This window comes from Devosia sp. LjRoot16 (genome assembly GCF_964252795.1).
Lineage (GTDB): Bacteria > Pseudomonadota > Alphaproteobacteria > Rhizobiales > Devosiaceae > Devosia_A.
Genome location: NZ_CAXUPH020000004.1, coordinates 1 through 23,165 on the forward strand (window position 1 = coordinate 1; position 23,165 = coordinate 23,165).

Annotated in this window: 10 protein-coding genes and 1 tRNA gene; 4 read left to right on the forward strand and 7 right to left on the reverse strand. The window is 63.5% G+C overall.

Translation table 11 applies throughout. The features are described from left to right. The 3 genes from ACSQ23_RS17960 to ACSQ23_RS17970 all read right to left on the reverse strand — a co-directional run. On the reverse strand, positions 1-11,627 hold an 11,627-nt coding region (locus tag ACSQ23_RS17960; RefSeq protein WP_436091418.1), incomplete at its 3' end, for a beta strand repeat-containing protein. A 1,069-nt stretch (positions 11,628-12,696) separates the two neighbouring features. Beyond that, positions 12,697-13,257, reverse strand: a complete 561-nt coding sequence (locus ACSQ23_RS17965; RefSeq protein WP_436091419.1) for a hypothetical protein — start codon at positions 13,255-13,257, stop codon at positions 12,697-12,699. 640 nt (positions 13,258-13,897) lie between these two features. After that, positions 13,898-13,988, reverse strand: a tRNA-Ser gene (locus tag ACSQ23_RS17970). A gap of 250 nt (positions 13,989-14,238) precedes the next feature. Here ACSQ23_RS17970 and ACSQ23_RS17975 point away from each other — a divergent pair. Beyond that, on the forward strand, positions 14,239-14,736 hold the full coding sequence (locus ACSQ23_RS17975) for a DUF2147 domain-containing protein (protein WP_436091420.1): 498 nt from the start codon (positions 14,239-14,241) through the stop codon (positions 14,734-14,736). Positions 14,737-15,121: 385 nt separating this feature from the next. Here the strand turns inward: ACSQ23_RS17975 and ACSQ23_RS17980 are convergent, their stop codons facing one another. The 3 genes from ACSQ23_RS17980 to ACSQ23_RS17990 form a co-directional block, all read right to left on the reverse strand. Next, complete coding sequence (locus ACSQ23_RS17980; RefSeq protein ID WP_436091421.1) at positions 15,122-15,838, reverse strand: glutathione S-transferase N-terminal domain-containing protein; 717 nt, start codon at positions 15,836-15,838, stop codon at positions 15,122-15,124. Between the two features lie 146 nt (positions 15,839-15,984). Further along, on the reverse strand, positions 15,985-16,428 hold the full coding sequence (locus ACSQ23_RS17985) for a glyoxalase superfamily protein (RefSeq protein ID WP_055879224.1): 444 nt from the start codon (positions 16,426-16,428) through the stop codon (positions 15,985-15,987). Beyond that, positions 16,403-16,651, reverse strand: coding sequence for a hypothetical protein (locus ACSQ23_RS17990; RefSeq protein ID WP_156384574.1), 249 nt, complete (start codon positions 16,649-16,651; stop codon positions 16,403-16,405). Before ACSQ23_RS17990 ends, ACSQ23_RS17985 begins: the two co-directional genes overlap by 26 nt. Before the next feature lie 45 nt (positions 16,652-16,696). Here ACSQ23_RS17990 and ACSQ23_RS17995 point away from each other — a divergent pair, with 45 nt between their 5' ends. Continuing rightward, positions 16,697-17,515: a sulfite exporter TauE/SafE family protein gene (locus tag ACSQ23_RS17995; protein ID WP_244488438.1), complete on the forward strand. Its 819-nt coding sequence runs from the start codon at positions 16,697-16,699 to the stop codon at positions 17,513-17,515. Between the two features lie 138 nt (positions 17,516-17,653). On the opposite strand, the gene ACSQ23_RS18000 is transcribed toward ACSQ23_RS17995, so the two are convergent. Continuing rightward, positions 17,654-19,741: a molybdopterin-containing oxidoreductase family protein gene (locus ACSQ23_RS18000; protein ID WP_436091422.1), complete on the reverse strand. Its 2,088-nt coding sequence runs from the start codon at positions 19,739-19,741 to the stop codon at positions 17,654-17,656. A gap of 232 nt (positions 19,742-19,973) precedes the next feature. Here ACSQ23_RS18000 and ACSQ23_RS18005 point away from each other — a divergent pair, with 232 nt between their 5' ends. After that, positions 19,974-20,786: a calcium-binding protein gene (locus ACSQ23_RS18005; protein ID WP_436091423.1), complete on the forward strand. Its 813-nt coding sequence runs from the start codon at positions 19,974-19,976 to the stop codon at positions 20,784-20,786. A 228-nt stretch (positions 20,787-21,014) separates the two neighbouring features. Next, positions 21,015-23,150, forward strand: coding sequence for a hypothetical protein (locus ACSQ23_RS18010; protein WP_436091424.1), 2,136 nt, complete (start codon positions 21,015-21,017; stop codon positions 23,148-23,150). The last annotated feature ends 15 nt before the right edge of the window (positions 23,151-23,165 follow it).

Sequence of the window (23,165 nt, forward strand, 5' to 3'; positions counted from 1 at the left end):
TAGGTGAACCGGTCGTTGCCGGCCCCGCCATAGAGCGAGTCGGCGCCGAGGCCGCCCGAGAGGTAGTCGACGCCATCATCGCCGTAGAGGATGTCGTCGCCGTCATCGCCGCCGGCCCAGTCGTCGCCGGCGCCCGCATGGATCTCGTCGTTGCCGGCATCGCCTTGGAGGGAATCCGCGCCGTCGCCGGCGTGGATGGTGTCGTCGCCGGCGTCGCCGAAGATGGTGTCGATGCCGGTGCCGCCGGTAATGATATCGTCACCGCCGTCACCATGTACCAAACTCCCCACCCCGGTGACGGTGACCACGTCGTCACCAGCCTCGGCATGGATAGTGGTGTCGTTGAAGTGCACGGTGATCGCATCGCCGAAATCGCTGCCGATGAAGATCTCGAGATCGGCGAAGGTGTCGCCCAGGGCATCGCCGGTATAGGTCGACGCCGCCGCTGCCGTGTCGAAGCTCACGCCGGCTTCGGCCCAGAAGTAGCTGACGAAGTCCGTACCCGCTCCACCATTGAGTGCGTCGGCTCCGGCGCCACCCATCAGGTAGTCGTTGTCGTCGCCACCATTGAGCGTGTCGTTGCCGTCACTCCCGTGCAGCCAGTCCACTCCGGCACCGCCATTGAGGATGTCATCGCCTTCGTCGCCGGAGAGGGCGTCATCGCCGCCAGCGCCATTAATGGTGTCGTTCCCCTCGCCACCGAGGATCTCGTCAATGCCGCTGCCGCCGGTAATCAGGTCGGCACCGTCGTCACCGCGCAGCTTGCTGCCCACCCCGGTGACGGTGATGGTGTCATCGCCGGAGCCGCCCCAGATTTCGATGCCGTTGAAACCGACAGTGATGTTGTCGGCATAGGCGCTGCCCCAGAAGAACTCGATGCCGGAGAAGGTGTCGCCCAAAGCATCGCCGGTATAGGTGGATGCCGCGAGGTTGGTGTTGAGGCTGATGCCGGCTTCGGCATTTTCGTAGCCGGCGATATCGAAGCCGTCGCCGCCGTTCAGCTGGTCGGCACCGGCACCGCCGACGAGGTAGTCGTCGCCGTCGCCGCCGTTGAGGTTGTCATCCCCCAGGCCACCGCTGACCCAGTCGGCCCCCAGTTCGCCATCGATCCAGTCATTGCCGTCATCGCCCTGGATGGCATCGTCGCCGTCGCCGCCCTGCAGCGAGTCGTCACCCTCCTCGCCGAAGATGGCATCATCGTCGGCCTCGCCGGCGACCGCATCATCGCCGGCCCCGGCGAAGATGACATCACTGCCGTCACCGCTGAGGATGGTGTCGATGCCATCGCCGCCGAAGATGCGGTCTCCGCCGCCATAGCCGTAGATCAGATCGGCACCGTTGCCGCCGATGAGGATGTCGACGCCGCGGTCACCCGCGAGCTGGTCGTCGCCGTCCTCGCCGTCGAGGTAGCTGCCGTCGCCGACCGTCTCGAGATAGTCGTTGCCGGCGCCGCCGAGCACTGACATCCCGTCCACGTTGACGACGATGTTGTCGGCAAAGGCAGTGCCGATGATCTGCTCGATCGAGGTCAGGGTGTCACTGGTGGCGTCGCCCGACCAGGTCGAGCTGGCGTTGCGCATATCGAGATTCACGCCGGCGGCCGCCGTGACATACGAGGCGATATCCCAGCCAAGCCCGCCATTGAGGACGTCGGCGCCAGCGCCGCCGATCAGGATGTCGTCACCCTCGCCGGCGCTGATCTGATCGTTACCGCCGAGGCCATAGAAGGTCTCGCTCAGCACCGATCCGGTGAGGGTATTGTTGCCGGAGGTGCCGGTCTGGCCGGGGCCACCTGCCCCGAACATGAAGGTGACCAGGGCCTCCTTGGTCCAGATGTTGCCGTCACCATCGATGATGGTTTCGACACCCCACTCGCCGTCGGTCCTGAACTGGTTCTTGACCACGATGGTGCTGCCATCGCCGGCGCCGGTAACGCTTTCGGCGATCTGGATGTGCAAGTCGGCGCCGACGGCGACCAGGTAGGTCTGGGTGAAGCCGTTGACACCCGCGACGCGGAGGACATCCCCCCTGCCACCGCCCTGCCCTTCATCGATGACGTCGTCACCATCGCCTCGGGTGTAACGGTAAGTGTCGTTCTCAAGCCCGCCCTCCAGCAGGTCGTCGCCCCTTCCGCTGACCAGCTCGTCCACGCCGGCAGTGCCGACAATCGTCCGATCGAGATTGTTGATGGTGACGGCGATAGCCTGCGTATCGGTCAGCGAGCCATCGGAGGCCTGCACCGTGACGTTGTAGACGTTGTTGGCCCCGACATCGGTCGGATGGTCGAAGTCGGGCGCACTCTTGAAGCTGAGCTGCCCGGTCGTCGGGTCGATGCTGAACTTCGTCGCATCGGCGCCACCAACGATCGAATAGACGATGCTGGTCCCGGCGTCCGGATCGCCCGCCGCCACCGTGGTGACGGCGGAGCTCAGCTCGTCGATGGCGATCGAAGCGGTCGCGCCACCGCCATTGGACAGGATGGTGGGCGCTTCGTTCTGGTTGCCCACCGTCACCGAGATGATCTGCGTGTCGCTCAGCGTGCCGTCGGAAACCCTGATAATCACGTCGTAGACATTGTTGCCGTCGGCATCGGCCGGTTGGTCGTAATCGGGAGCTGCAACAAAGCTCAGGGCGCCGGTGGTGGCGTTGATGGTGAACTTGCTGGCATCGGCACCGCCGGCGATATCGAAGGTCAGTGTCGTGCCGGCATCGACGTCGGTGGCCGTCACCGTGGTGACTGCCGACGTGCCTTCCGTCAGCGAAACGGCCGCCTCGTCGGCGCCACTGCCCGACGAGATGGTCGGCGCTTCGTTGGCATTGCCGACCGACACCGCGATCGCCTGGCTGTCGGTCAGCCAGCCGTCCGCGGCGGTGACCACCACGTCATAAACGTTGTTCGCCCCGGCATCGCCGGGCGCTTCGTAGTTCGGGGCCGAGACGAAGCTCAGCACGCCGGTATGCGGATCGATCACGAACTTGGCGGCGTCGGCACCGCCGGTGATCGAGTAGGTCACCACTGCACCGACATCACTGTCGGTCGCGACAACCGTCGAGACGGCAGTCGCCCCCTCGCTGACGCTGATGCTGGCCGTGGCGCCACCGCCGCCCGAGGCAATGATCGGCGCGTCGTTGGCGTCGCCCACCTTGACCGAGATGGTCTGCGTGTCGGTGAGCGTGCCGTCGGAGGCCTGGACGATAACGATATAGATATTGTCGGCGTTGGTATCGCCCGGCACGTCGAAATCCGGGGCCGAGAAGAAGCTCAGCGCGCCGGTGGTGCTGTTGATGGTGAACTTGGCCGCATCGGCGCCGCCGACGATCGAATAGGTGACGGTGCCGCTATCGGTGGCGGTAACGGTCACGACGCCGGTATTGTTTTCCGGCAGCTCGATCGACGCGGTGGCGCCGCCGCCGCTCGAGGTGATGCTGGGTGCCTCGAACATGCCGACCAACTGGGCCTTGGTCCAGCTGGCTCCCGCGCCGTTGGTGACGGTCTCGACGCCATATTCGCCGGTGCGGAGCTGATCCTTCAGCACGATGGTACCGCCATCGCCGGCACCCACCGCCGACGGAGCGATGGTGACGAGGATGTCGAAGCCGTTGCGAGCGAAGCTGATGGCGCCGCTGGAAATCCCGGAGAGCACGAGCTCGTCGCTGGTGCCTTCGCCGGCCCCTTCGATCACCACGTCATTGCCGCCGCCACGGGCATAGACATAGCTGTCATTGCCCGTGCCGCCGGTGAGCGTGTCATTACCGCCCGCGCCATTGAGCGTATCGTTGCCGCCGGCCCCGTTGAGGCTGTTGGCGGCGGAGTTGCCGGTGAGCACATTGGCGGCCGAGTTGCCCGTCCCGCTGCTCGCCGCATTACCGACGAGAACCAGGTTCTCGACATTGGCCGCAAGGGTGTAGGAGACGCGCGCCTGCACCGTATCGGTGCCTTCACTCGCCGCTTCCGTCACCACGTCACCGGCGTTGTCGACAACATAGGTATCGTCGCCGGCGCCGCCTATCAGGGAGTCCGCCCCTACCCCGCCATCGAGGGTGTTGGCGGCGGAGTTGCCCGTCATGCTGTTGGCCAGCGAATTGCCGAGGCCACTGATCGCCGAACTGCCGGTCAAGACCAGGTGTTCGACGTTCTGCCCGAGCGAATAGCTGATCGCCGAGCGCACCGTATCGCTGCCCTGGCTGCCAAGCTCGACCACCACGTCATCGGCCTGATCGACGACGTAGATGTCGTCGCCGGCGCCGCCGGTCATGGCATCGGCGCCGGCGCCACCATCGAGGGTGTTGGCCCCGGCATTGCCGATAAGCGTGTTGTTCAGCGTGTTGCCGGTGGCGTTGACCGAGCCCGCCCCGGTGAGGGTCAGGTGCTCGACGTTTGCTCCTAGAACAAAGCTGACGGCGGAGAGCACCGTGTCGGTGCCGTTGCTCGCCGTCTCGGTGACGGTGTCGCCAGCGTTGTCGACGACATAGGTGTCGTTGCCGGCCCCGCCGATCAGGCTGTCGGCTCCGGCGCCGCCGTCGAGGACGTTGGCGCCGGCATTGCCGGTGATGGTGTTGTTGAGGCTGTTGCCGGTGCCGTTACCGGCGGTGCCGGTCAGCGTCAGGTTTTCGACATTGGCGGCGAGCAGGTATCCGGCGGCCGACGACACCACCAGGTCGGTGCCTTCGCTGGAGAGTTCGACCACCAGATCGGAGCCGGTATCGACGTAATACACGTCGTCCCCGGTGCCGCCGGTGAGGGTATCGGCACCTGCGCCGCCATCGAGGGTGTCGTTGCCGGCACCGGAGGTGAGCGCATTCGCGGCGGCATTGCCGAGCATGTAGTTATCGAGCGAGTTGCCGGTAGCGCTCAGCGCGGCGCTGCCCTGCAGCACCAGTTGCTCGAAATGGCTCCCCAAGGTGTAGGCGTCGAGGGCGGTGTACACCGTATCGGTGCCCTCTGCGCTATTCTCCTGGATGACGTCGCCCGCATTGTCGATGACATAGGCATCATTGCCGATGCCGCCGATCAGCGTGTCGGCGCCGGCGCCACCATCGAGCACGTCGTTGCCGGAACCGCCGGTGAGCACGTTGGCGGCGGCATTGCCGAGCAGGGCATTGTCGAGCGTATTGCCGGTGCCATTGATCGCGGCAGTGCCCGAGAGGATCAGGTTCTCGAGGTTACTGCCCAGAGTGTAGGTCATCCCGGCCTGGACAGTGTCCGTGCCTTCTGCGGCCGCCTCGGTGATGGTGTCCGGCGAGCCCGTCTCGAGGATGTAGAGATCATCCCCCAGGCCGCCGATCAGCGTGTCGGTGCCCTCGAGACCGTTGAAGATATCGTTGCCCCCTCCACCGGTCAGGATGTTGTTCGCCGAGTTGCCGACGAGGACGTTGTTGAGGGCGTTGCCGGTCCCGTTGACGGCAGCCGTGCCGGTGAGCGTCAGGTTCTCGACGTTCGCGCCGAGCGCATAACCGAGCGCGGTGATGACGGTGTCGTTGCCACCGTCCGCGAGCTCGGTCACCACATCGCCCGCCGCATCGACCAGGAAGCGATCGTTGCCGGTGCCGCCCGCCATCGTGTCGGAGCCAGCCTTGCCGTCGATCAGATCATCGCCACTATCGCCGAACAGCGTGTCGTTGCCGCTCATGCCGTCGATAATGTCATTGCCCGCACCGCCGGAGACGTGGCTACCCAGCAGCCTGTCATCAAAGGCAGAGCCGATGAGCTTCTCAATGCTGGCGAGGGTATCGGCCGAGCCGTTCTCGTTGACCGAAGTCTGGACGCCGGATTTCTTACCCGCCTTTTCCATCGAAACGGTCACCGCAGACGCAGAATTGCTGTAGTTGGCGGTGTCAGTTCCATTGTCGCCGGAAAGCACGTCACTGCCGGCGCCGCCGACGAGCGTGTCATCACCGCCGCCGCCGCTCAGCTGATTGTTGCCGGTGTTGCCGACGATCCAGTTGTTGGACGAGTTGCCGGTTCCCGAAATGTGTCCGGAGCCGGTGAGGAACAGATTCTCGATGTTTTCGGAGAGTTGGAAGTTGGTCGAGGAATAGACCGTGTCGGTGCCCTCATTGGCCGACTCGTAGACCTGGTCGTTGGCGTTATCGACGTAATAGGTGTCGTCGCCCTTGCCGCCGACCAGTTGATCGTTGCTGCCGCCGCCGTTGAGGCTGTCATTGCCATCCCCGCCATAGAGGGTGTCCTGGGAACTCCCACCGGTAACCGCGAAGTCCGCACGCTCGCCGTTGGCGCTGACGGTCACGACCGTCTGCTTGGTGACCGTGGAACCGCTGTATTCGGTGATGGTCTTCACCTTGCTGCCGTCGACGCGGATGACCGAGGTTTCGACGACGTCGATACTGCCGTTGTTATCCTTGTCCTTGGCCAGCCGCACCGTCAGGCCATCGGCGCTGATCGTCTCGGTGGCCGAGGCAACCACCTTGTTCTTGGCGTTCTTGTCGGTGATGGTGCCAACCTGAGAGCCATCGATCCGGGTGACCCAGGTCTCGGTGTGCTCCTTGCTGCCATTGCCGTCGTAGTCGGCCTCGACCGTGCGGGTGTTGCCATCGGCGCTGATAGTGGTCGTGGTGGAAGCTGCCGTGCCGGCCCCATTGAGAGCGGACACCCAGGCCACGTCGCCCGGCCCAGCACCGAGCTTTCGTGCATCGGCATCGTCAGTGGTGGTGGTAACGGCGGAACCGTTGATCCTGGTGTTGGTGGTGATGGTCTCATCCACGCCGTTACTGCCGTCGACGTCGCTGGTGACGGTGGTCGTGCGGCCATCGGCGCTGACGGTGGTGATCGTCTTCTGCGTCAGGGTTGGCGAGATGACCGTGACAGTACCGTTCGCCGCCTTCTCGCTGACCTTGAAGGTCTCGAGCGTGCTGCTGGTGGAGCCGTCGGCATTGTTCACCTGCTTGCGGGTGTAGGTGCGGTCGATGATGCCGTCGCCATCGAGGTCACGGCTGGACGTGACGAGCAGGCCGTCGGCACTGGTGGTCGAGGTCAGCAGCCCTGTCTTGCTACCGTTCGCCGCCCAGTCGGTCACAACTTTGCTCGAACTGCCGTCGACAAGCGTCGTGTTCAAGTCCGTTTGATCGACGGTTCCATTGCCGTCGGCGTCTCGCGTGGAGGTGACGGTTCGCCCGTCGGCACTCGTCTGGACCGTCGAACGATTGATGAGGCCGCCCGAGCCGTTGTAGGTGCTCGTCACTACCGTGGTCGAGCCGTCGGCAGCCGTCGCCTTTGTGACCGTCTGGCTTTCCTCATAGGCGCCGTTGCCGTCCATGTCCTTCTGGATGGTGGTCGTCCGGCCATCGGCGCTGGTTGTGGTCACGATCTTGGAAATGAGCGCGCCGCCTGCACCGGTGCTGGTTACGGTCTCGGTGGTTGAACCGCTGGCGTTGTTGACGACAACCTTCGTCGAGGTCTCGGTGTAGGTGCCGGTGCCGGCCCGATCCCATTGTGCTGTCGTCGACAGCCCATCCGCGCTCTCGGTGAGCGCATAACGGCTCTTCAGCGTAGCGCCAGCAAAAGTGCTGGTGGTCTGTGTCGTCGAGCCGTCAGCGTTGAGCACGGTAACGTCGGTCTTGCTCTCGCCATAGCTGCCCGATCCCGTCAGATCATATTGGCTCGTGGTCGACAGACCATTGGCGCTGGTGGTGACGACCGCCTTCTCTTTCAGCGTCTCGGTGTAGGTCGGGTTGGCAGACGAGGCGGTGCCGCCGCTGAGGTTCGAGTAGGAGATGGTCTCGACCTTGGAGCCGTCGGTGTTCAGCGTGACGGTGTCGGTGACCTGGCTTTCCGCCAGGCCGTTACCGTTCGCGTCGTAACGAATGGTCGTCGACAGGCCGTCGGCGCTCTGCGTCTGGTACTCGCCTTTGGCGTTGCCGTAGAGGCGACCCGATGCCGATTGCACCGCGCCGTCCATGTTCGAAATCGAGAGCGTGCCGTCGGCGTTGCGCACCTGGACGAAGGTATGGTCGACGGTGCTGTTGCCGTCGACGTCTTCGGTGGTCGTAACCGTCAGCTTGTCTGCGCTGGTGACGATGGTGGTGCGATCGTGCAGCGAACCATTGGCATTGAGCACTGAGACGACCCGGGTCGCCGACCCGTCGGCGTTGATGGTGATGACGTCGGTCTGGCTGCCGGTGAAGCTGCCGCCACCGGTCTTGTCCCACTGGGTTGTCGTCGACAACCCGTCGGCACTGGTGGTGATGACCGTCTTGTCCTTCAGCGCCCCGCTCGCGAGGAAATTCGAGATGGTCTGGGTCTTCGAGCCATCGGCGTTGAGCACCGTGACGACCGTCTGCGACTGGTCCATCGTGCCGTTGCCGTCGAGATCGGTCGAAACACTCTTGCTGAGGCCGTCGCCCGAGACGGTTTGGGTCGAACGCGAGGTCAAGATGCCCGTGGCGCTGTAGGTCGACGAAACGGTGGTAACTGAGCCATTGGCGTTGGTCGATGAAGTGACCACCAGGTCGTTGACACCGTTGCCATCGAGGTCGCTGGCGACGGTCGCCGAGAGGCCATTGCCGCTCGTGGTCGCTATCGTTCGCCCGACGAGGGCGTTGCTGGCGCTGTAGGTGGAAGCGGTATCGGTCTTCGAGCCATCCGGGTTGAGCGTGGTCGTGCTGGTGGTGACGACGTCCGCGCTGGTGTGAGAACCGAGATAGGTCGAGACGGTTTTGCTCAGGCCGTCGTCGCTCACGGTCGTGACCGACTTGCCGGTCTGGATCGTCCCGGCGCCGTTATAGTTGGTAACAGTCAGCGTCCTGGAGCCATCGGCATTGAGTACCGTGCTCTCGGTGGCCTTGGCATCGAAGGTCCCGTCGCCATTGGCGTCGACCTGCTTGCTGACGACCAAGCCGTTGCCGCTGGTGGTGACCACCGTCTGGCCGATCTTATTGGCGCCGGCGGTACCCGAGCCCTGGTAAGCGGTGGTGGTAACGGTCGTGGTGCCATCGGTGTTCAGCGCCTTTGCCGTCACCTCGGTGGCATCGGTAACGCCGTTACCGTTCGCATCCACCACTTTGGTCTGTGTTAGCCCGTCCGAGCTGATCGTGGCGGTGGTCCGGCTGAGCAGCGTCGCGCCATTCGGGCTGTAGCTCGAGCTGATCTGTACCTTCGAGCCGTCGGCATTGGTCACCGTCGTGACCACGTCCTGCGGCGAGGCATTGGTCCCCACATAATTGCTGACGGTCGTGGTCAATCGATCGGCGCTGACCGTGGTGATCACCTTGCCGGTCTGCACCTGGCTGGTGCCTTCCAGCACCGTCACAGTCTGGGTCAGCGAACTGTTGGGGTTCTTCACCGTCACGTCGGTGACGGTCTTGTAGGGCGAGGTCTGTGAGTTGAGGTAGCTCTGGCTCGTCGTCGACAGGCCGTCGGCGCTGGTCGACACGATTGTTTTGCTGATCTGGATCGTGCCGGCGCCGTTCTTGGTGATGCTGGTGATGGTCGACGACCCGTCACCATTGACCACGGTGGTCGCAGTGCTCGTCGCGTCATAGGTGCCGTCGCCATTGGCGTCGAGCTGCGTGGTCCTGGTGAGACCGTCCGAGCTGGTGGTGGTCACCGCCTTGGACAACAGCGTTGAGCCGTTCGGCGCATAGATCGAGGCCGTGTTGACAGAGTTGCCGGAAACGACGGCAACCGTCTCGACGCGGTCGAACGCCCCGTCTCCGTCCGTGTCGATACTGGTGCTGCGGGTCTTGCCATCGGCGCTCCAGGTAGCGACAGCGCGTTCGAGCACCGTGCCGTTGGCAGCCCTGCTGGTGACGGTTTTCGTCGTCGAACCGTCTACGCCGATCAGGGTCAGATCGGCTGTCGTCAGCTCGTAGGTCCCGTCGCCATTGACGTCGACGCGGACTGTCTCGCTTAGCCCGTCGGCACTGAGATCGGTGACCGTACTTTGGCGTACCGAGCCGTCGCCGTTCGTCCGGCGCTCCGTCATCGTCGTGCTGTCGTCGCCGTTGCGGACAATAGTGCTGGTGTCGGTGAGGTCGGTGGTACCGTTGCCATCGAGGTCGGCGGCGACGCTCTTGTTGCTGCCATCGGCGCTGGTCACCGTCACCTGGCGAGCCACCATATGCGCACTGCTGGTGCCATTGCCGGCATAGTTGGTGACCGTCTCTGTGCGCGTGCCGTTGCCGGCGACGGAAGTGGTTTCGGTGCGTGTGGCATTGACCACGGCACTGCCGGTCAGTTCGAGCTGCGTCGTCTTGGCCAGCCCATCAGCGCTGGTGACGACAGTCTTTTCGTCTCTGGTGGTGCCGTTGGGGTGGAGGTTGGTGATGGTCAGCGACAGGCTACCATCACCTGCCGTGATGCGGGACTCCACTTGATCGTAGTTGCCGGAGCCATCGACGTCGCGGCTTACGGTTACGGTTTTGCCGTCGGCGCTGGTGACGGTCACCTCCTTGCGAAGCAGGATCGTGGACGTGCTTTCGTAGTCCTGCACGGTCCGGGTGATCGAACCATCGCCATTCACCACGGTCACGTCGGTCTGCTTCCGCTCGGGAACTCCGTCGCCATCGGTGTCGAACGTTACGGTTCGCGACTTGCCGTCGGCACTAGTGACGGTAGTGGTCTGGTGCGCAAGGCTGCCGTCAGGGCGCAACGCGCGATTGACCACAGTGGTCGAACCGTCCCCGTTATGGGTAACGGTGTTGCCCACGACATAGCCGTTGGGATCGTAAGAGAGGGTGGCGTCGGCTACGATACCGGTCGAGCCGTCGGCCTTGGTGTAGCTCGCCGTACCCGAGATCTTGGAGCCGTCGGCGAGATTGATCTCCTGGTTATTGCTCACCAGGTTGATCGAGGTAATGCCGAGTTCGGCCAGCGTCTTGAGCGTGGTGGTGCCGTCGGGGTTGGTGACAAGCACCTTGAACAGCGCCCACTCGGCGTCGCCCGCGTCGAGCTTGCCGTTCTTGTTGGTGTCGAAGACGTTGAGAAGGGCCTGCATATCCCCCTCCGCCGTCGGATCCCACTGGGTGAAATCGATTTCGTTGCGGAGGTTGATCACCCCGTCATTGCCGGAATCACGCACCAGCACGCCATCGCCCGCGCCGGCCCAGGCGGTGCGATGCTGCAGGCCGTCACCCGCCACGTCGTAGAAGAAGTTCGACGCGGTCAGCTGGTCGATCTCGATGCCGTCGCCGTCGAGGTCGATGAGGATCGGCGAGGACTTGGTGGAGGTGCTGGTGGTGCCACCACCGCTTCCGCTTCCGCTACCACTGCCACTTCCGCTACCGGAGCCGCTTCCTGAGGGCGGCGTCGTTTTGTAGACGGTCTTCTGCTCGAACTTTCCGGTATCGTGGTTATAAGTGGATACTGTCTGCTTATAGAGCGGTTGCCCCGTTGCTTCAGACTTGTAGTTCGTTGGGGGATAGTAAGTTCCCTTACTATCCTTGAATGAACCATCGGACTGCTGCTTGTACTCCTCCTTGTAAGTGCTGCCGGGCGCGGACGTGTAGCCGGTCTTGAGGTTGGTAACCGAGCCATTCGGGTTGACGATATGCTCGTAGCCGTCACCGGTAGCAAACTTCGTCCCGACCGCCGCCACGGAGCCCGAGGCGAGCTTAACAAGCGGGCCGCTGCCATTGACCTGGTACTTCAGGAACGCACCTTCGTTGACCAATTCGTACTGCTGGGACGGCGAGATGTTGCCGCCCAGCACGATGCTAGCGTGTTGAGCATTTACGAAGAGCGCAGGCACATCAATGAGATCAGGACTACCCGCGGCACCTGAACCGCTCCATTTCCCGCTGTGGATAGCTTTCTCAATTGCCTGCTTATACTTTACCAAATCGGTAGCGTGCATGGCACCGCCGGTGCCACTGAAGAACTGAACAAGAGCCGCCGCTTTATAGAATTCTACCGTATGCGGCGATGATTGCCCCGACGAAATCTTTGGAAATAGAATGTGCGTTATCTCATGAATAAATTCCGACGCAACATCCTTATATCTAACCCCGGTCTTCGCTCCATAGTTACTATAATAAGAGTCTGGCGCGATATACACGGTACTTCCAGAGGCGTACCCAGCAAGCTGTCCACTTAGATAGTCATTTGTGTTACTCTGTCCGACGTCGGACGCGTCGAACGTCACGGTTATTGCGTTAACCTTGGTGAAGTACCCTCCGACTCCGTTATACTCGGAACCCTTCGCGATCGCGGCGATGCCGCCATAGTTCGCCGTCAGGTTGTTGAACTGCGTAGTAATACCGGGCCGCTCGGAGGCCGGGACGGAGTCGTCGAATGTGATCTTAGCCATGATTATTTCTCAAAGAGCCAATGAGATATCTTCGCGACAAACATGCGATGGTCGCGATAGAGCGGCGTGAGATAGATCTTCATGCCAGGAAAATCTGCTTGTTCGCCCACGGTCCACTTGCCTTGAGGTAGACCCCGCGCCTCCCCAGTCGCGAGCACCACCTCGACTGTGACAAGTTCGTCCTTTCGGGTAGCCGATAATGACAATTCCCCGTCGGTCGGTGTACTTTCGCTGCAGTAAAACCACGTGCCATCAAATTTCGCCCCGGTGACTAATTCTATGTTGTCTACACTTAGGTCAACACTCTCTACATACGCGTCAAATTCTTTTTGATTAATTGGCGGACAAGACGTCTCTGCCGCAGCTTTTTCGGCAGATGTCGCGCACAATAGTATCCACAATACAACACGAAACGCTAAACTTCGTGACGAAATCACCGTGCTCTTCCCCGATCGTCTCCGCCTACCCCCGCTTCAGCGAGGCCAATCTCGACATTGTGCCCCATGATCTTGCCCAATCTGGACAGGGAACTCCTCATCCCGTGAGTGCCGTTCAAAAACAGTGACGCGGCCCCCGTTTCAATCGCCCACGCCCGTGCCTGGTACAGCAATCGCCCGGAAAGGCGCCCACCGAGCAAACTGGCTCGAATGTCAGGCCGCACGAACCAAGCCAGGCAAGTCGCGTACCGCCCACCCTCGCTAAGCCACGCCTCGCCAGCCGCAACATCGATCAGACCAATCGCCTCACCGCGGTGGAGCGCGTAGAACGTCGCGCCATCATCACGCCGCTGCAGCGCTTTGATGACCTGGGCGAGAAACTTGCGTTCGGAGAATGGCAGGTGCCGATACTGGCTCTCAGCGTGCCAGGCGCGCACCAGCGGCAACAATAGCACCGCCTCGCGCGGCGACGTCATCTTGACGATGACCACCCCCTGACTTTCAGGCAAGCGCGACCGTTCCCCGGCCTCGTCGACCGGGTTGACCTGCGCATCCATCGGGATTTGCTCTCTACTGTGAAATTGGCCCCTATGACCTCACAGGATCACAAGGCCAAGTTCTTAACAAGGGGGAATACGTAGAAATCTTTATCAACGCAGGCGGATTTGTTTGATGGCGGCCATCTGCTCGAGAGAGAGCTTCTGTTGATGAAGGCTTTTGTTCCGAATGATCAATGTTCTAAGCAACGGTGGCGATCGAGATTGTCGTACCTACGTCACGCGAGCGTGGTTCGGCAGCGTCAGACGATCACGTCTGCGACGCTCTGATGTGCCGAGATCGATGAGATCGGACCGCATTCGATGCGACCGGCCCGCCTGTTCGCACGGACCAATCCAACCGAGTCACGCTCGTGAAGCGCTTCAGGCCATGGCCTTGCATGAAACGGAGTTGCGGTAGCCGAAACTCGCGCGTGCTCCGACCACGGACGCAGGAGCTCGGCGCGACGGGCAGCGGGTCGTGTTGAAAGAACCCGCGCACTCGACGTGAGCTGAAGCGCCGCTTCAGATTGTCTGCTGAGGAATTGGGGGCCGCACGGGAGGCACTGTCTCCCTGCGCTGCTCTGCAGCTTCGGGAGATCACCCTACGCCCTGACGGGCTCCAGGTGGCCTGCCACCTGGAGCCCGTCAGGGCGTAGGGTGGCGGAGAGGATGGGATTCGAACCCACGAGACCCTTTAGAGGTCTGCGCCCTTAGCAGGGGCGTGCCTTCGACCACTCGGCCACCTCTCCGTCGGAGGGTCTGATAGGGGCAATCGTCCGGGCGGGCAAGGGGTTTTTCGGGGGTGGCGACAACGCAATAAATGACCGGCGCCGGGCAAGTGATGCAGAAGTGCCGCGCTGGCCGTGGTGTCACGATACTTGCTGAACTTTGCCATTGATTTGACCAGAGGCTGCGCAACGATGACCGCAGTTGCCGCAATCGGGGAGTTCTCCTCGATTCGAGCGGACCGGATGGGCGATCTTTGCGGAGGATGAACCCATGGCCTGGTTACACAAGCTGACGAGCATCGTGACGGTTTCGATGGCGCTGGGCGCGGGCCCCGTGGCAGCGCAGCAGGCAATGCCGGCGCTGATCGAGGGGGTATGGCTGACGACGGCACGGACCGAGCTGACGATTGTCGCCTGTCCAGTCGGCTATTGCGGTCACATCACCAAGACCGTGATCCCCGAGGCGATCAAAGAGAAGTACGGCGATCAGCTGGAATCGATTGATCCGGCATCCTTCACCGACGCCAACAACAAGAATCCGGCCCTGCAGGGGCGGCCGATCCAGGGGCTGCAGATCCTGGCGCTACGGCAGACCGGCAACCCGATGTTCTATGAAGGTGAGATCTACAACCCCGAGGATGGGAACATCTACTCGGGGTCGGTGGAGGTGCTGTCGGCAGACCTGATCCGGCTCAAGGGCTGCGTGCTCTATGTGCTCTGCCAGGAGCAGGACTGGTCGCGGGTGCCGGCGGAAGTTGTGACTGAGTAGGGTGCTTTAGGGAGTTCCCTGCTCTCGCTGAGGGGCTAAACCAATTGCTGGCGTTGGCTCACAGCATAGGTGGGCCTGCAAGCATAGCGCGTGTGGCACACCCCACCCCATCCCGGCCATTCGAGCGCAGCTCTCATGGCCTTCTCCCCTAAAATCGCTCCACTGGAGCGATTTTGCCTACGGCCGGCTCGAAGCCCGTCAAGGGGAGGGTGCCGGCCGGTGGTTATGGCAAGGTCCAGCCAAGCACTCGATGCCCACCTCCCCCTCGACGGGGGAGGCAAGCGAAGCTTGGGACCGCAGCGAGCTAGCTGTCGAAGCTCGGAGGGGGTGTGCGGAGCCACGGTGTTTGCGGCTCCCCCCGCCAAGCAGGGGAGGATCACCGAACTCAGCGCTGGTTGAACAGGATTTTCTGCGCTTCCTTGTCCGTGGCGGCGCTGATCTGCTGGCTTTGTTCGAGCGTGATGCCGAGGGCGCGCTGCACGGCCGGCCGGTCGGTGACGCGCTGGCGCCAGGCGGCAAAGCTGGGGAACTCGGTGATGTCGATGCCGTGATTGTCCGAGCCGCGCGACCAATCGAAGATGGCGATATCGGCGATCGAATAGTCGCCCGCGACATAGTCCTTGCCGAGTTCGGCCTGCTTCTTCAGCTGGGTGTCGAGCACCCGGTAGAGCCGGTGGCTCTCATCCTGATAGCGCTTGATGGCGTAGGGGATCTTCTCGGGGGCGTAGCGCGAGAAGTGGTTGTTCTGCCCCAGCATCGGGCCGAAGCCGCCGACCTGCCAGAACAGCCACTCGTCGATCTTGATCCGCTCGGACCAGCTGGTGCCGTAGAACTTGCCGAACTTCTCGGCGAGGTACTTCAGGATCGCGCCGGACTCGAAGATGGAGACGGGCTTGCCCTCCGGCCCCTCGGGGTCGACGATCGCCGGGATCTTGTTGTTGGGCGAGATGGCGAGGAAATCGGGCTTGAACTGGTCGCCGCGGCCGATATTGATCGGGTAGAGGGCGTAGGGCAGCGCCAGCTCTTCGAGGATGATGGTGATCTTCCGGCCATTCGGCGTGGCGGCGTAATAGAGATCGATCGGCAAGGTCTGGGTGGTCATTGGGGGAGTCCCGGTCTGCTGCTGAAGTGGTGACGGAACGCCACCGGAGGACGAGGGCTCCATATATCGGCACCTGACGATGGAAGACAACCCGCACACGGGAATGACAACGGCGGAGCGAGCCCCGCCGTTGAAAATCCATTCTGTTAGGCGCGCTGGATGCGCATATGCGGTTCACCGTCGCTGGTGCGCGCCGCCGAGATGCCGCGCAGATCGACCGTGGCGCGCACCCGCTGGCGGTAGATCGGGCCCATCAGCTCGGATTTCGACACGTTTACGGGGCGATCGAACTTCACGGTCACCTCGTAGTGGTTCATGTCGGCGAGCAGTTGTACCCCGATGACCATACCGATGAACGGCTGGCTGAGGTAGGTGCCCTTGACGCGCTGGCCAACCTGCACCGGGCTGACCGCGCGTTCCGGCATTGCCGCTGATGCGGTGTTCCAATCGCGGTAGCCGTGGCGGTGGGCGATTTCTTCGAGCGCGGCGCCCTGCCCCAGCGGATTGCCCGCGAGGGCGCGTTCGGCGCGCAGCGCCTTAGCCTCAGCCTTGAGCGTGGCGGCACTAGGGGTATCGAGAGAGAAAGTCATATCGGTCCTCTTCAACAGAGGCGGATTTCTTCATGGGGCTCGCCTTGCCATGAACCGCCTCGAAGGGAGCGATCATGTGATGCGTCACGGATGATCCGCGGCTGGACTTGACCATCGGGTTTCCCCGGCGAGCGGCAGGCGCCAGCAGCACGGCGCAACATGTGGTGGATCGGGCGGGCTTTGTCAACTTGCCGCCATTCGTGCCGCTGATGGCGAAGATCACGGTTTCTCGTTGGAGTGCCGGCGTGCAAGGGGCTAGGGAAGTCACATGTCCGAGATCCTGCTTTTCTTCACCAGCCTTATTGCCGACATGGCCCGCTTTCCCGAACCCATGCTGTTCGTCGCGGGGCTCATTGCCGGCACCATCAATACGCTGGCGGGCGGCGGCTCGTTTATCCTGTTTCCGGCATTGCTGTTCGCCGGCGTGCCGCCGGTGATCGCCAATGCGTCGAACACCTATGCGAGCTTTCCCGGCTATGCGAGCGGCGCGTTCGGCTTCTGGCGCGAGATCGTCGCGCATCGAGACAAGCTGATCGGCTACACCATCGTCTCGCTGGTCTTCGGCTATGTCGGGGCCGAACTGCTGCTGCGGGTTTCCAACGAAACCTTCGTGCTGGTGGTGCCGTGGCTGCTGCTGTTCGCAGTGCTGCTGTTCGCCTTTGGCGGGCGGATCAACAGCTATGTGCGCCAGCTAGGCGGCGGCAACGGCCGCAGCCGGCATGCCGGCGTGGTGCTGCTATTCGTACTGCTCGCCGGCATCTGCGTTTATGGCGGCTTCTTCAACGCCGGGCTCGGGGTGCTGCTGCTGGCCTTCCTGGCGCTGGCCGGGTTCACCGACATCCACGCCATGAACGGGCTGAAACTCTGGATTTCGACCCTGGTGGCGCTGGTTTGCGTGATCCGCTTCGCGCTATCCGGCGCCATCGACTGGTATCACGGCTCGATCGCGCTAGTCGGCGTGACCATCGGCGGCTATGTCGCGGCGCGGGTGGCCAAACGCATCCCCACCAAGCTGATCCGCGGCCTGGTCATCGTCTACGGGATCGGGCTGACCGGCTGGTTCTTCTGGCAGGCTTACGGGGCGTAGCCATGCCGCTCCGCTGAGCCACGATCTGGTGGCTCCGCACCCCCCTCTCTGCGAAAACTAAGGACTTAGCTGCGCTAAGCCCGAGTTTTCGCTTTCTCCCCCGGCGAAGGGGGAGATGTTGAGAGGCCGGTGGCTGCTTCAGTCCTTACGCACCCACACCGACGTATCGTGGAAGGCCGCGCCGCCGAAGGGGCGGACCGGGTCCGAGCCGATCAGCGTGTTGATGCCCTGGCCGTTGCGATGCGCCGAGTTGGGGTGGATGCCCTCGGCGATCAGCACGCCGCGCTGCATGCCGGCAAAGAACACCGCCTTCAGCGCTACCTCGCCGCGGCGGTTGCCGAGCGTCACCGGGTCGCCATCGGCGATGCCGAGCTCGGCAGCATCGTTGGGATGAACGAACACGGTCGGCTCGGGCTGGCGCTTCTGGCTGCCGGCGGTTTCGGCAAAGGTCGAGTTGAGGAAGCTGCGCGACGGGCTGGTGGCAAGGCGGAACGGGGTTTCGGCGTCGACCCGCTCGGTGACATCCCAATGGTCGGCGAAGCGCGGCATCTCCGAGGGATCGCAGACCCAGGTGTAGCCCTTAAGCCGCGCCACGGCGTCCCAGTCCGGCTCGAAGCGATAGCGCTTGTCGGGCCAGGCGAAACCATCGGCGAAACGGGCTTTCTCGTCGGGCCAGGCGCCGTCGATGAAGCCGGTCTTTTCGATCTCGTCGAGCTCGCCGAAGCCGGAGCGGCGGAAGGTCTCGGCCACCATCTCACGATCGGTAAGGTGCATCGAGGCGTGGTCGGTGCCGAGGCGGCGCAGCAGTTCGTTGACCACCTCGAAATTGGAGCGGCACTCGCCGGGAGCGTCGACCAGCTTGGGGCCGTAGAGCAGCCGCGTATGGCCGCCGCGGCGGTAATAGTCGTTGTGCTCGAGGAACATGGTGGCGGGCAGCACGATATCGGCGAGCTTGGCCGTATCGGTCATGAACTGCTCGTGGACGACCGTGAACAGGTCTTCGCGCGCAAAGCCGGCGCGGGTCAGCCCCTGCTCCGGGCTGACATTGACCGGGTTGGTGTTCTGGATGAACAGCGCCTTGACCGGGCCGCCGCCCTTCAGCGCCGTGCTGTCGCCGGTGAGCACCTTGCCGATCTCGGACATGTCGAGCTCGCGCCCGCCCGGCCCCATCTCGGCGCCGGTGATCATCGACTTGTCGAGCTTCCACGAGCCGGAGTTGGAGTGGAAGGCGCCGCCGCCATGGTGCTGCCAGGAGCCGGTCATCGCCGCGACCGACAGCGCCGCATGCATCGAGGTCGAGCCGTTGCGCTGGCGGGTGAAGCCGTAGCCGAGGCGGAAGTAGGTTTTTGGCGTGGTGCCGACGAGACGCGCGAATGCCTCGATCTCGGTGACGGCAAGGCCAGTGATGGCCGCGGCCCACTCGGGGGTGCGGGTCGAAAGGTGCGCCTCGAACTCGGTCGAGAAGTCGGTGTAGCTGGCCATGTAGGCACGGTCGGCGAGGCCTTCGCGCAACAGGATGTGCATCACCGCCACGGCCAGCGCTCCATCGGTGCCAGGCCGCAGCACCAGCGCCATATCGGCCTGCTCCATGGTGCCGTTGCGGTAGATGTCGATGGCGACGATCTTGGCCCCGCGCTCCTTGCGGGCGCGAATGGCGTGGGTCATCACGTTGACCTGGGTGGCGACGGCGTTGGTGCCCCAGATGACCACGCAATCGCTGTCGGCCATCGACTCGGGGTTCGGCCCGGCCAGCGCGCCGGTGCCGGCGATGAAGCCGGGCCAGGCGGTGCCGGTGCAGATGGTGTCATATTGCAGCGAGTAGCCGCGGGCGTGGCGCAGCCGCTCGATGCCGTCGCGCTGCACGTGGCCCATGGTGCCGGCGTAGAAGTAGGGCCAGATCGCCTCGGGGCCGTCAGTGCGCTCGATCTCCAGCCAGCGCGCGACGATCTCATCCATCGCTTCATCCCAGCTGATCTGCTGGAACTCGCCGGAGCCCTTTTTGCCAACGCGGCGAAGGGGATGCGTCAAACGGTTCGGGTGATGAATCCGCTCGGCGTAGCGCGCCACCTTCTCGCAGATGACGCCGGCCGTGTACAGATCGTCCTTGGCGCCGCGCACCCGGCCGATGGTCCGCTCGTCGATCAGTTCGACGTCGAGCGCGCAGGTCGACGGGCAATCATGTGGGCAGACCGAACGGGCGGTGCGAGGCGTGATGATGGCGTTCATGGGCGCACATTTAGCACGGGGCGACGTCGCGTGCGACTGGCGAGGCCGCTGCCAAGTGGCCAGGCAGCGCCGAGCGCCGAGAACCGTCACGCCCAGGAATTAGGCAGCCGCCGGGACCATTTGCAGCAGAATCTGCTGTCGCCATGCGGCCTGAGCGTAGCCGTCATGCCGATCGCGGTTGTGCTGCGCCGAACAAGGCCGTCGCAAGCTGGGGTGTGAGAGGGAGAACATCATGGCAATCATTATCGGCACGTCCGGGCCGGATACGATTATCGGCGCGGAGGACGACGACGACAGGATCTTGGGCCTCGGTGGTGACGATCACCTCATCGGGCTCAACGGCAATGATGGTCTCCTCGGCGGCCCTGGCGCCGACCTGCTCGAGGGCGGTGAAGGCGACGATACCTACGAGCTCAACGCCGACCGCTCGGACACCATCATCGACGTCAGCGGCTGGGACACCATCCGCGCCACCACCAGCCTCGACCTCAGAGACTACCCGGAGATCGAGAACCTGGTGATGGCTACCGAAGCTTCCGGCCGGCGCGCCCTGGGCAACGCGCTGAACAACGAAATCTTCGATCGGGGTGGCAGCAACATCCTCGATGGACGCGAGGGCCAGGACTATCTCGTTGCCGGTGGTGGCGACGACATCCTCACCGGCGGGCTCGGCGCCGACGACCTGCAGGGCGGCAGCGGCGACGATCGCTTCGACTTCCACGACGTGGCCGAAACCGGCATCGGCTCGGGTCCGGGTATCGACCGCCGCGACCAGATCATGGATTTCACGGCCGGTGATGACCTCATCCATCTGGGCACGATCGACGCCGACGCCGGACACTCCGGCAACCAGGGCTTCCGCTTTCTCGGCGCCTCCAGCTTCACCGGCTCGGCCGGCGAGCTCGTGACCTACGAGGAACTGATCAATGCCGGCACCGAAACGGTGACGGTGATTGCCGGCGATACCGACGGCGACGGTCTCGCCGATTTCGAGATCGAGCTGCGTGGCAGCATCGGGCTCAGCGCCGGCGACTTCATCCTCTAGGTTCGAGCCGGAGCGGGCGGACGCTCATCTGTGCCCGCCTGACAGGCGCCCACGCTGCGCGGTGAGCGGATGCCGCAAAAATAGGCATCCGCCAGCTCTGATGTGGCGATGGAAGCGCCGAAAGCAGGCCGATCCATGCGCGGCTGACATGTCCCCCATGCAGGTCGCTGCGTTCCCGGATCGCGGGCCGAGGCGGAGCCTTGAACGATATTCGGGAGGATTTTCAGCATGGCCTATTATCCACCTAGCATCGATCCGGACGCGCTCGATGGCAGCGACGGCTTCAACATCACCGGCGCCACCACCGACGACAGGCTGGGGACCAGCGTTGAGGACGCCGGCGACGTCAACGGCGACGGTTTCGACGATATCATCGTCAGCGGCCGCGACCGGATGGGCGGCGCGGTCTACAACTACGTGGTCTTCGGTTCGGCCGAACCATTTCCGGCCGATTTCAACATCACCGAACTCGATGGCAGCAACGGCTTTGCCATCGATACGGTGGACAAGCCCTGGCACGTCCAAGGCGCCGGCGACATCAACGGCGACGGCTATGACGACCTGATGGTCGGCACCACCAACGACACTGACCAGTACGGCTACGAGGACGTGAACGTCGTCTTCGGCAAAGCGGATGGGTTCGAGCCGTATTTCTGGCTCGAGCAGCTCGACGGCGAGAACGGTTTTACGCTCAACGGACCGCCGCGATCGACCGCCAGCTACACCATCGCCTCGGCCGGCGACACCAATGGCGACGGCTTCGACGATGTGCTGATCACCACCGATTACGAGGCCCGGCTACTGCTTGGCAAGGCGGACGGCTTTGCGCCGGATGCGATCGTCACCGACGTCACCACATCGATCTTCAGGCAGTTGGAGCGCGGGTACGAGCCTCCATCCGGTATCGGCGATATCAATGGGGACGGGTATGGCGACGTCGCCATTGGCGAGGCGGTGATCTTCGGCGGGGCAGATGGCTTTCCCGCCGACCTTACCGTCGACCTGCTCGACGGCAGCAACGGCTTCCGGCTCGACCCCGATGTCACCCGCACGGTCGCGGCGGCGGGCGATGTGAACGGCGACGGCATCGACGACTTCATCATCGGCAATCCCAATGCCAGACCGCACGGCCATATCGAGGGCGGCGAGGCCTATGTGGTGTTCGGCAAGGCGGACGGGTTCGACGCTTCGCTCGACCTCGAGGCGCTCGACGGCAGCGATGGCTTTGTCATCCGCGGACCGACCCTGTCACGGCTGGGGACCGAGGTGGCCGGCGCCGGGGATGTGAACGGCGACGGCTTCGACGATGTGCTGGTGCAGACCGGCTACAGCCGCGCGCACGTCGTGTTCGGCCGCGCGAACTTCCACACGCCGGGCTTCGACGTCGACGATCTCGACGGTAGCAGCGGCTTCGAAATCGACAGCTCCGACCCCTATTCCGGCGTCGAAAACGTTGCCGGGCTCGGCGACTTCAACGGCGACGGCTTCGCCGACCTCGCCTTCGGCAACAGCAACGCCAGCCCGGGCGGCCTCTATCTCTCCGGGACCACCGCGGTGGTGTACGGGCTGAAGCCCACCGAAGCGGTGACCCGGATCGACGCCGCCGGCGACCAGACGGTGCGTGGCGGGCTCGGCAACGACGTGCTGATCAGCCATGGCGGCGACGACCACCTGATCGGCGATGTTGGCAATGACTCGCTGCGCAGCGTCGCGGGCTCAGACACCCTCGAAGGCGGACTTGGCAACGACGAATACTTCGTGTTCGCCGACCGCACCGACAGCATCATCGATACCGGCGGCATCGACACAATCCGCGCCACGACGCACTGGGACCTCGCCGGTAATCCCGAGATCGAAAACCTGGTGCTTGCCGATGCGGGCGATTGGCACGTGAGCGGCAACGACCTTAACAACCGACTGGTTGGCGGCTTTGGCGACAACGTGCTCTCCGGCGGGAACGGCAATGACCGGCTCGAGGGCGGCGGCGGCAACGACATCCTGATCGGTGGCTTTGGGCGCGATGTGCTGATTGGCGGCGCCGGAACGGATCGGTTCGATTTCGCCAACTACCAGAGCGAACCGACCGTGGGTCGCGACGTGATCGTCGACTTCGAAGCGGGCGACGTGATCAACCTTGCCGGCGTCGACTCGAACGTCTGGCGCAACGGCAACCAGGCCTTCACGTTCATCGGCGACGGCGAGTTCACCGGCAAGTGGGGCCAGCTCCGCTACGACTACTTCACCTTCACCAATGGTGAAGTGGTGACCATCATCGAGGGTGACATGGATGGCGATGGGGAGGCCGATTTCGGCCTCGAACTGCGCGGCCAGCATGTGCTGACGGCGGGCGACTTCATTCTCTAGATCTTCTCACCGTTT

What these genes read in the sequence shown, in the direction of transcription:
- ACSQ23_RS17965 (WP_436091419.1), bottom strand. Translation starts at nt 13,257, where the DNA reads ATGGATGCGCAGGTCAACCCGGTCGACGAGGCCGGGGAACGGTCGCGC.
- ACSQ23_RS17975 (WP_436091420.1), top strand. Translation starts at nt 14,239, where the DNA reads ATGGCCTGGTTACACAAGCTGACGAGCATCGTGACGGTTTCGATGGCG.
- ACSQ23_RS17980 (WP_436091421.1), bottom strand. Translation starts at nt 15,838, where the DNA reads ATGACCACCCAGACCTTGCCGATCGATCTCTATTACGCCGCCACGCCG.
- ACSQ23_RS17985 (WP_055879224.1), bottom strand. Translation starts at nt 16,428, where the DNA reads ATGACTTTCTCTCTCGATACCCCTAGTGCCGCCACGCTCAAGGCTGAG.
- ACSQ23_RS17995 (WP_244488438.1), top strand. Translation starts at nt 16,697, where the DNA reads ATGTCCGAGATCCTGCTTTTCTTCACCAGCCTTATTGCCGACATGGCC.
- ACSQ23_RS18000 (WP_436091422.1), bottom strand. Translation starts at nt 19,741, where the DNA reads ATGAACGCCATCATCACGCCTCGCACCGCCCGTTCGGTCTGCCCACAT.
- ACSQ23_RS18005 (WP_436091423.1), top strand. Translation starts at nt 19,974, where the DNA reads ATGGCAATCATTATCGGCACGTCCGGGCCGGATACGATTATCGGCGCG.
- ACSQ23_RS18010 (WP_436091424.1), top strand. Translation starts at nt 21,015, where the DNA reads ATGGCCTATTATCCACCTAGCATCGATCCGGACGCGCTCGATGGCAGC.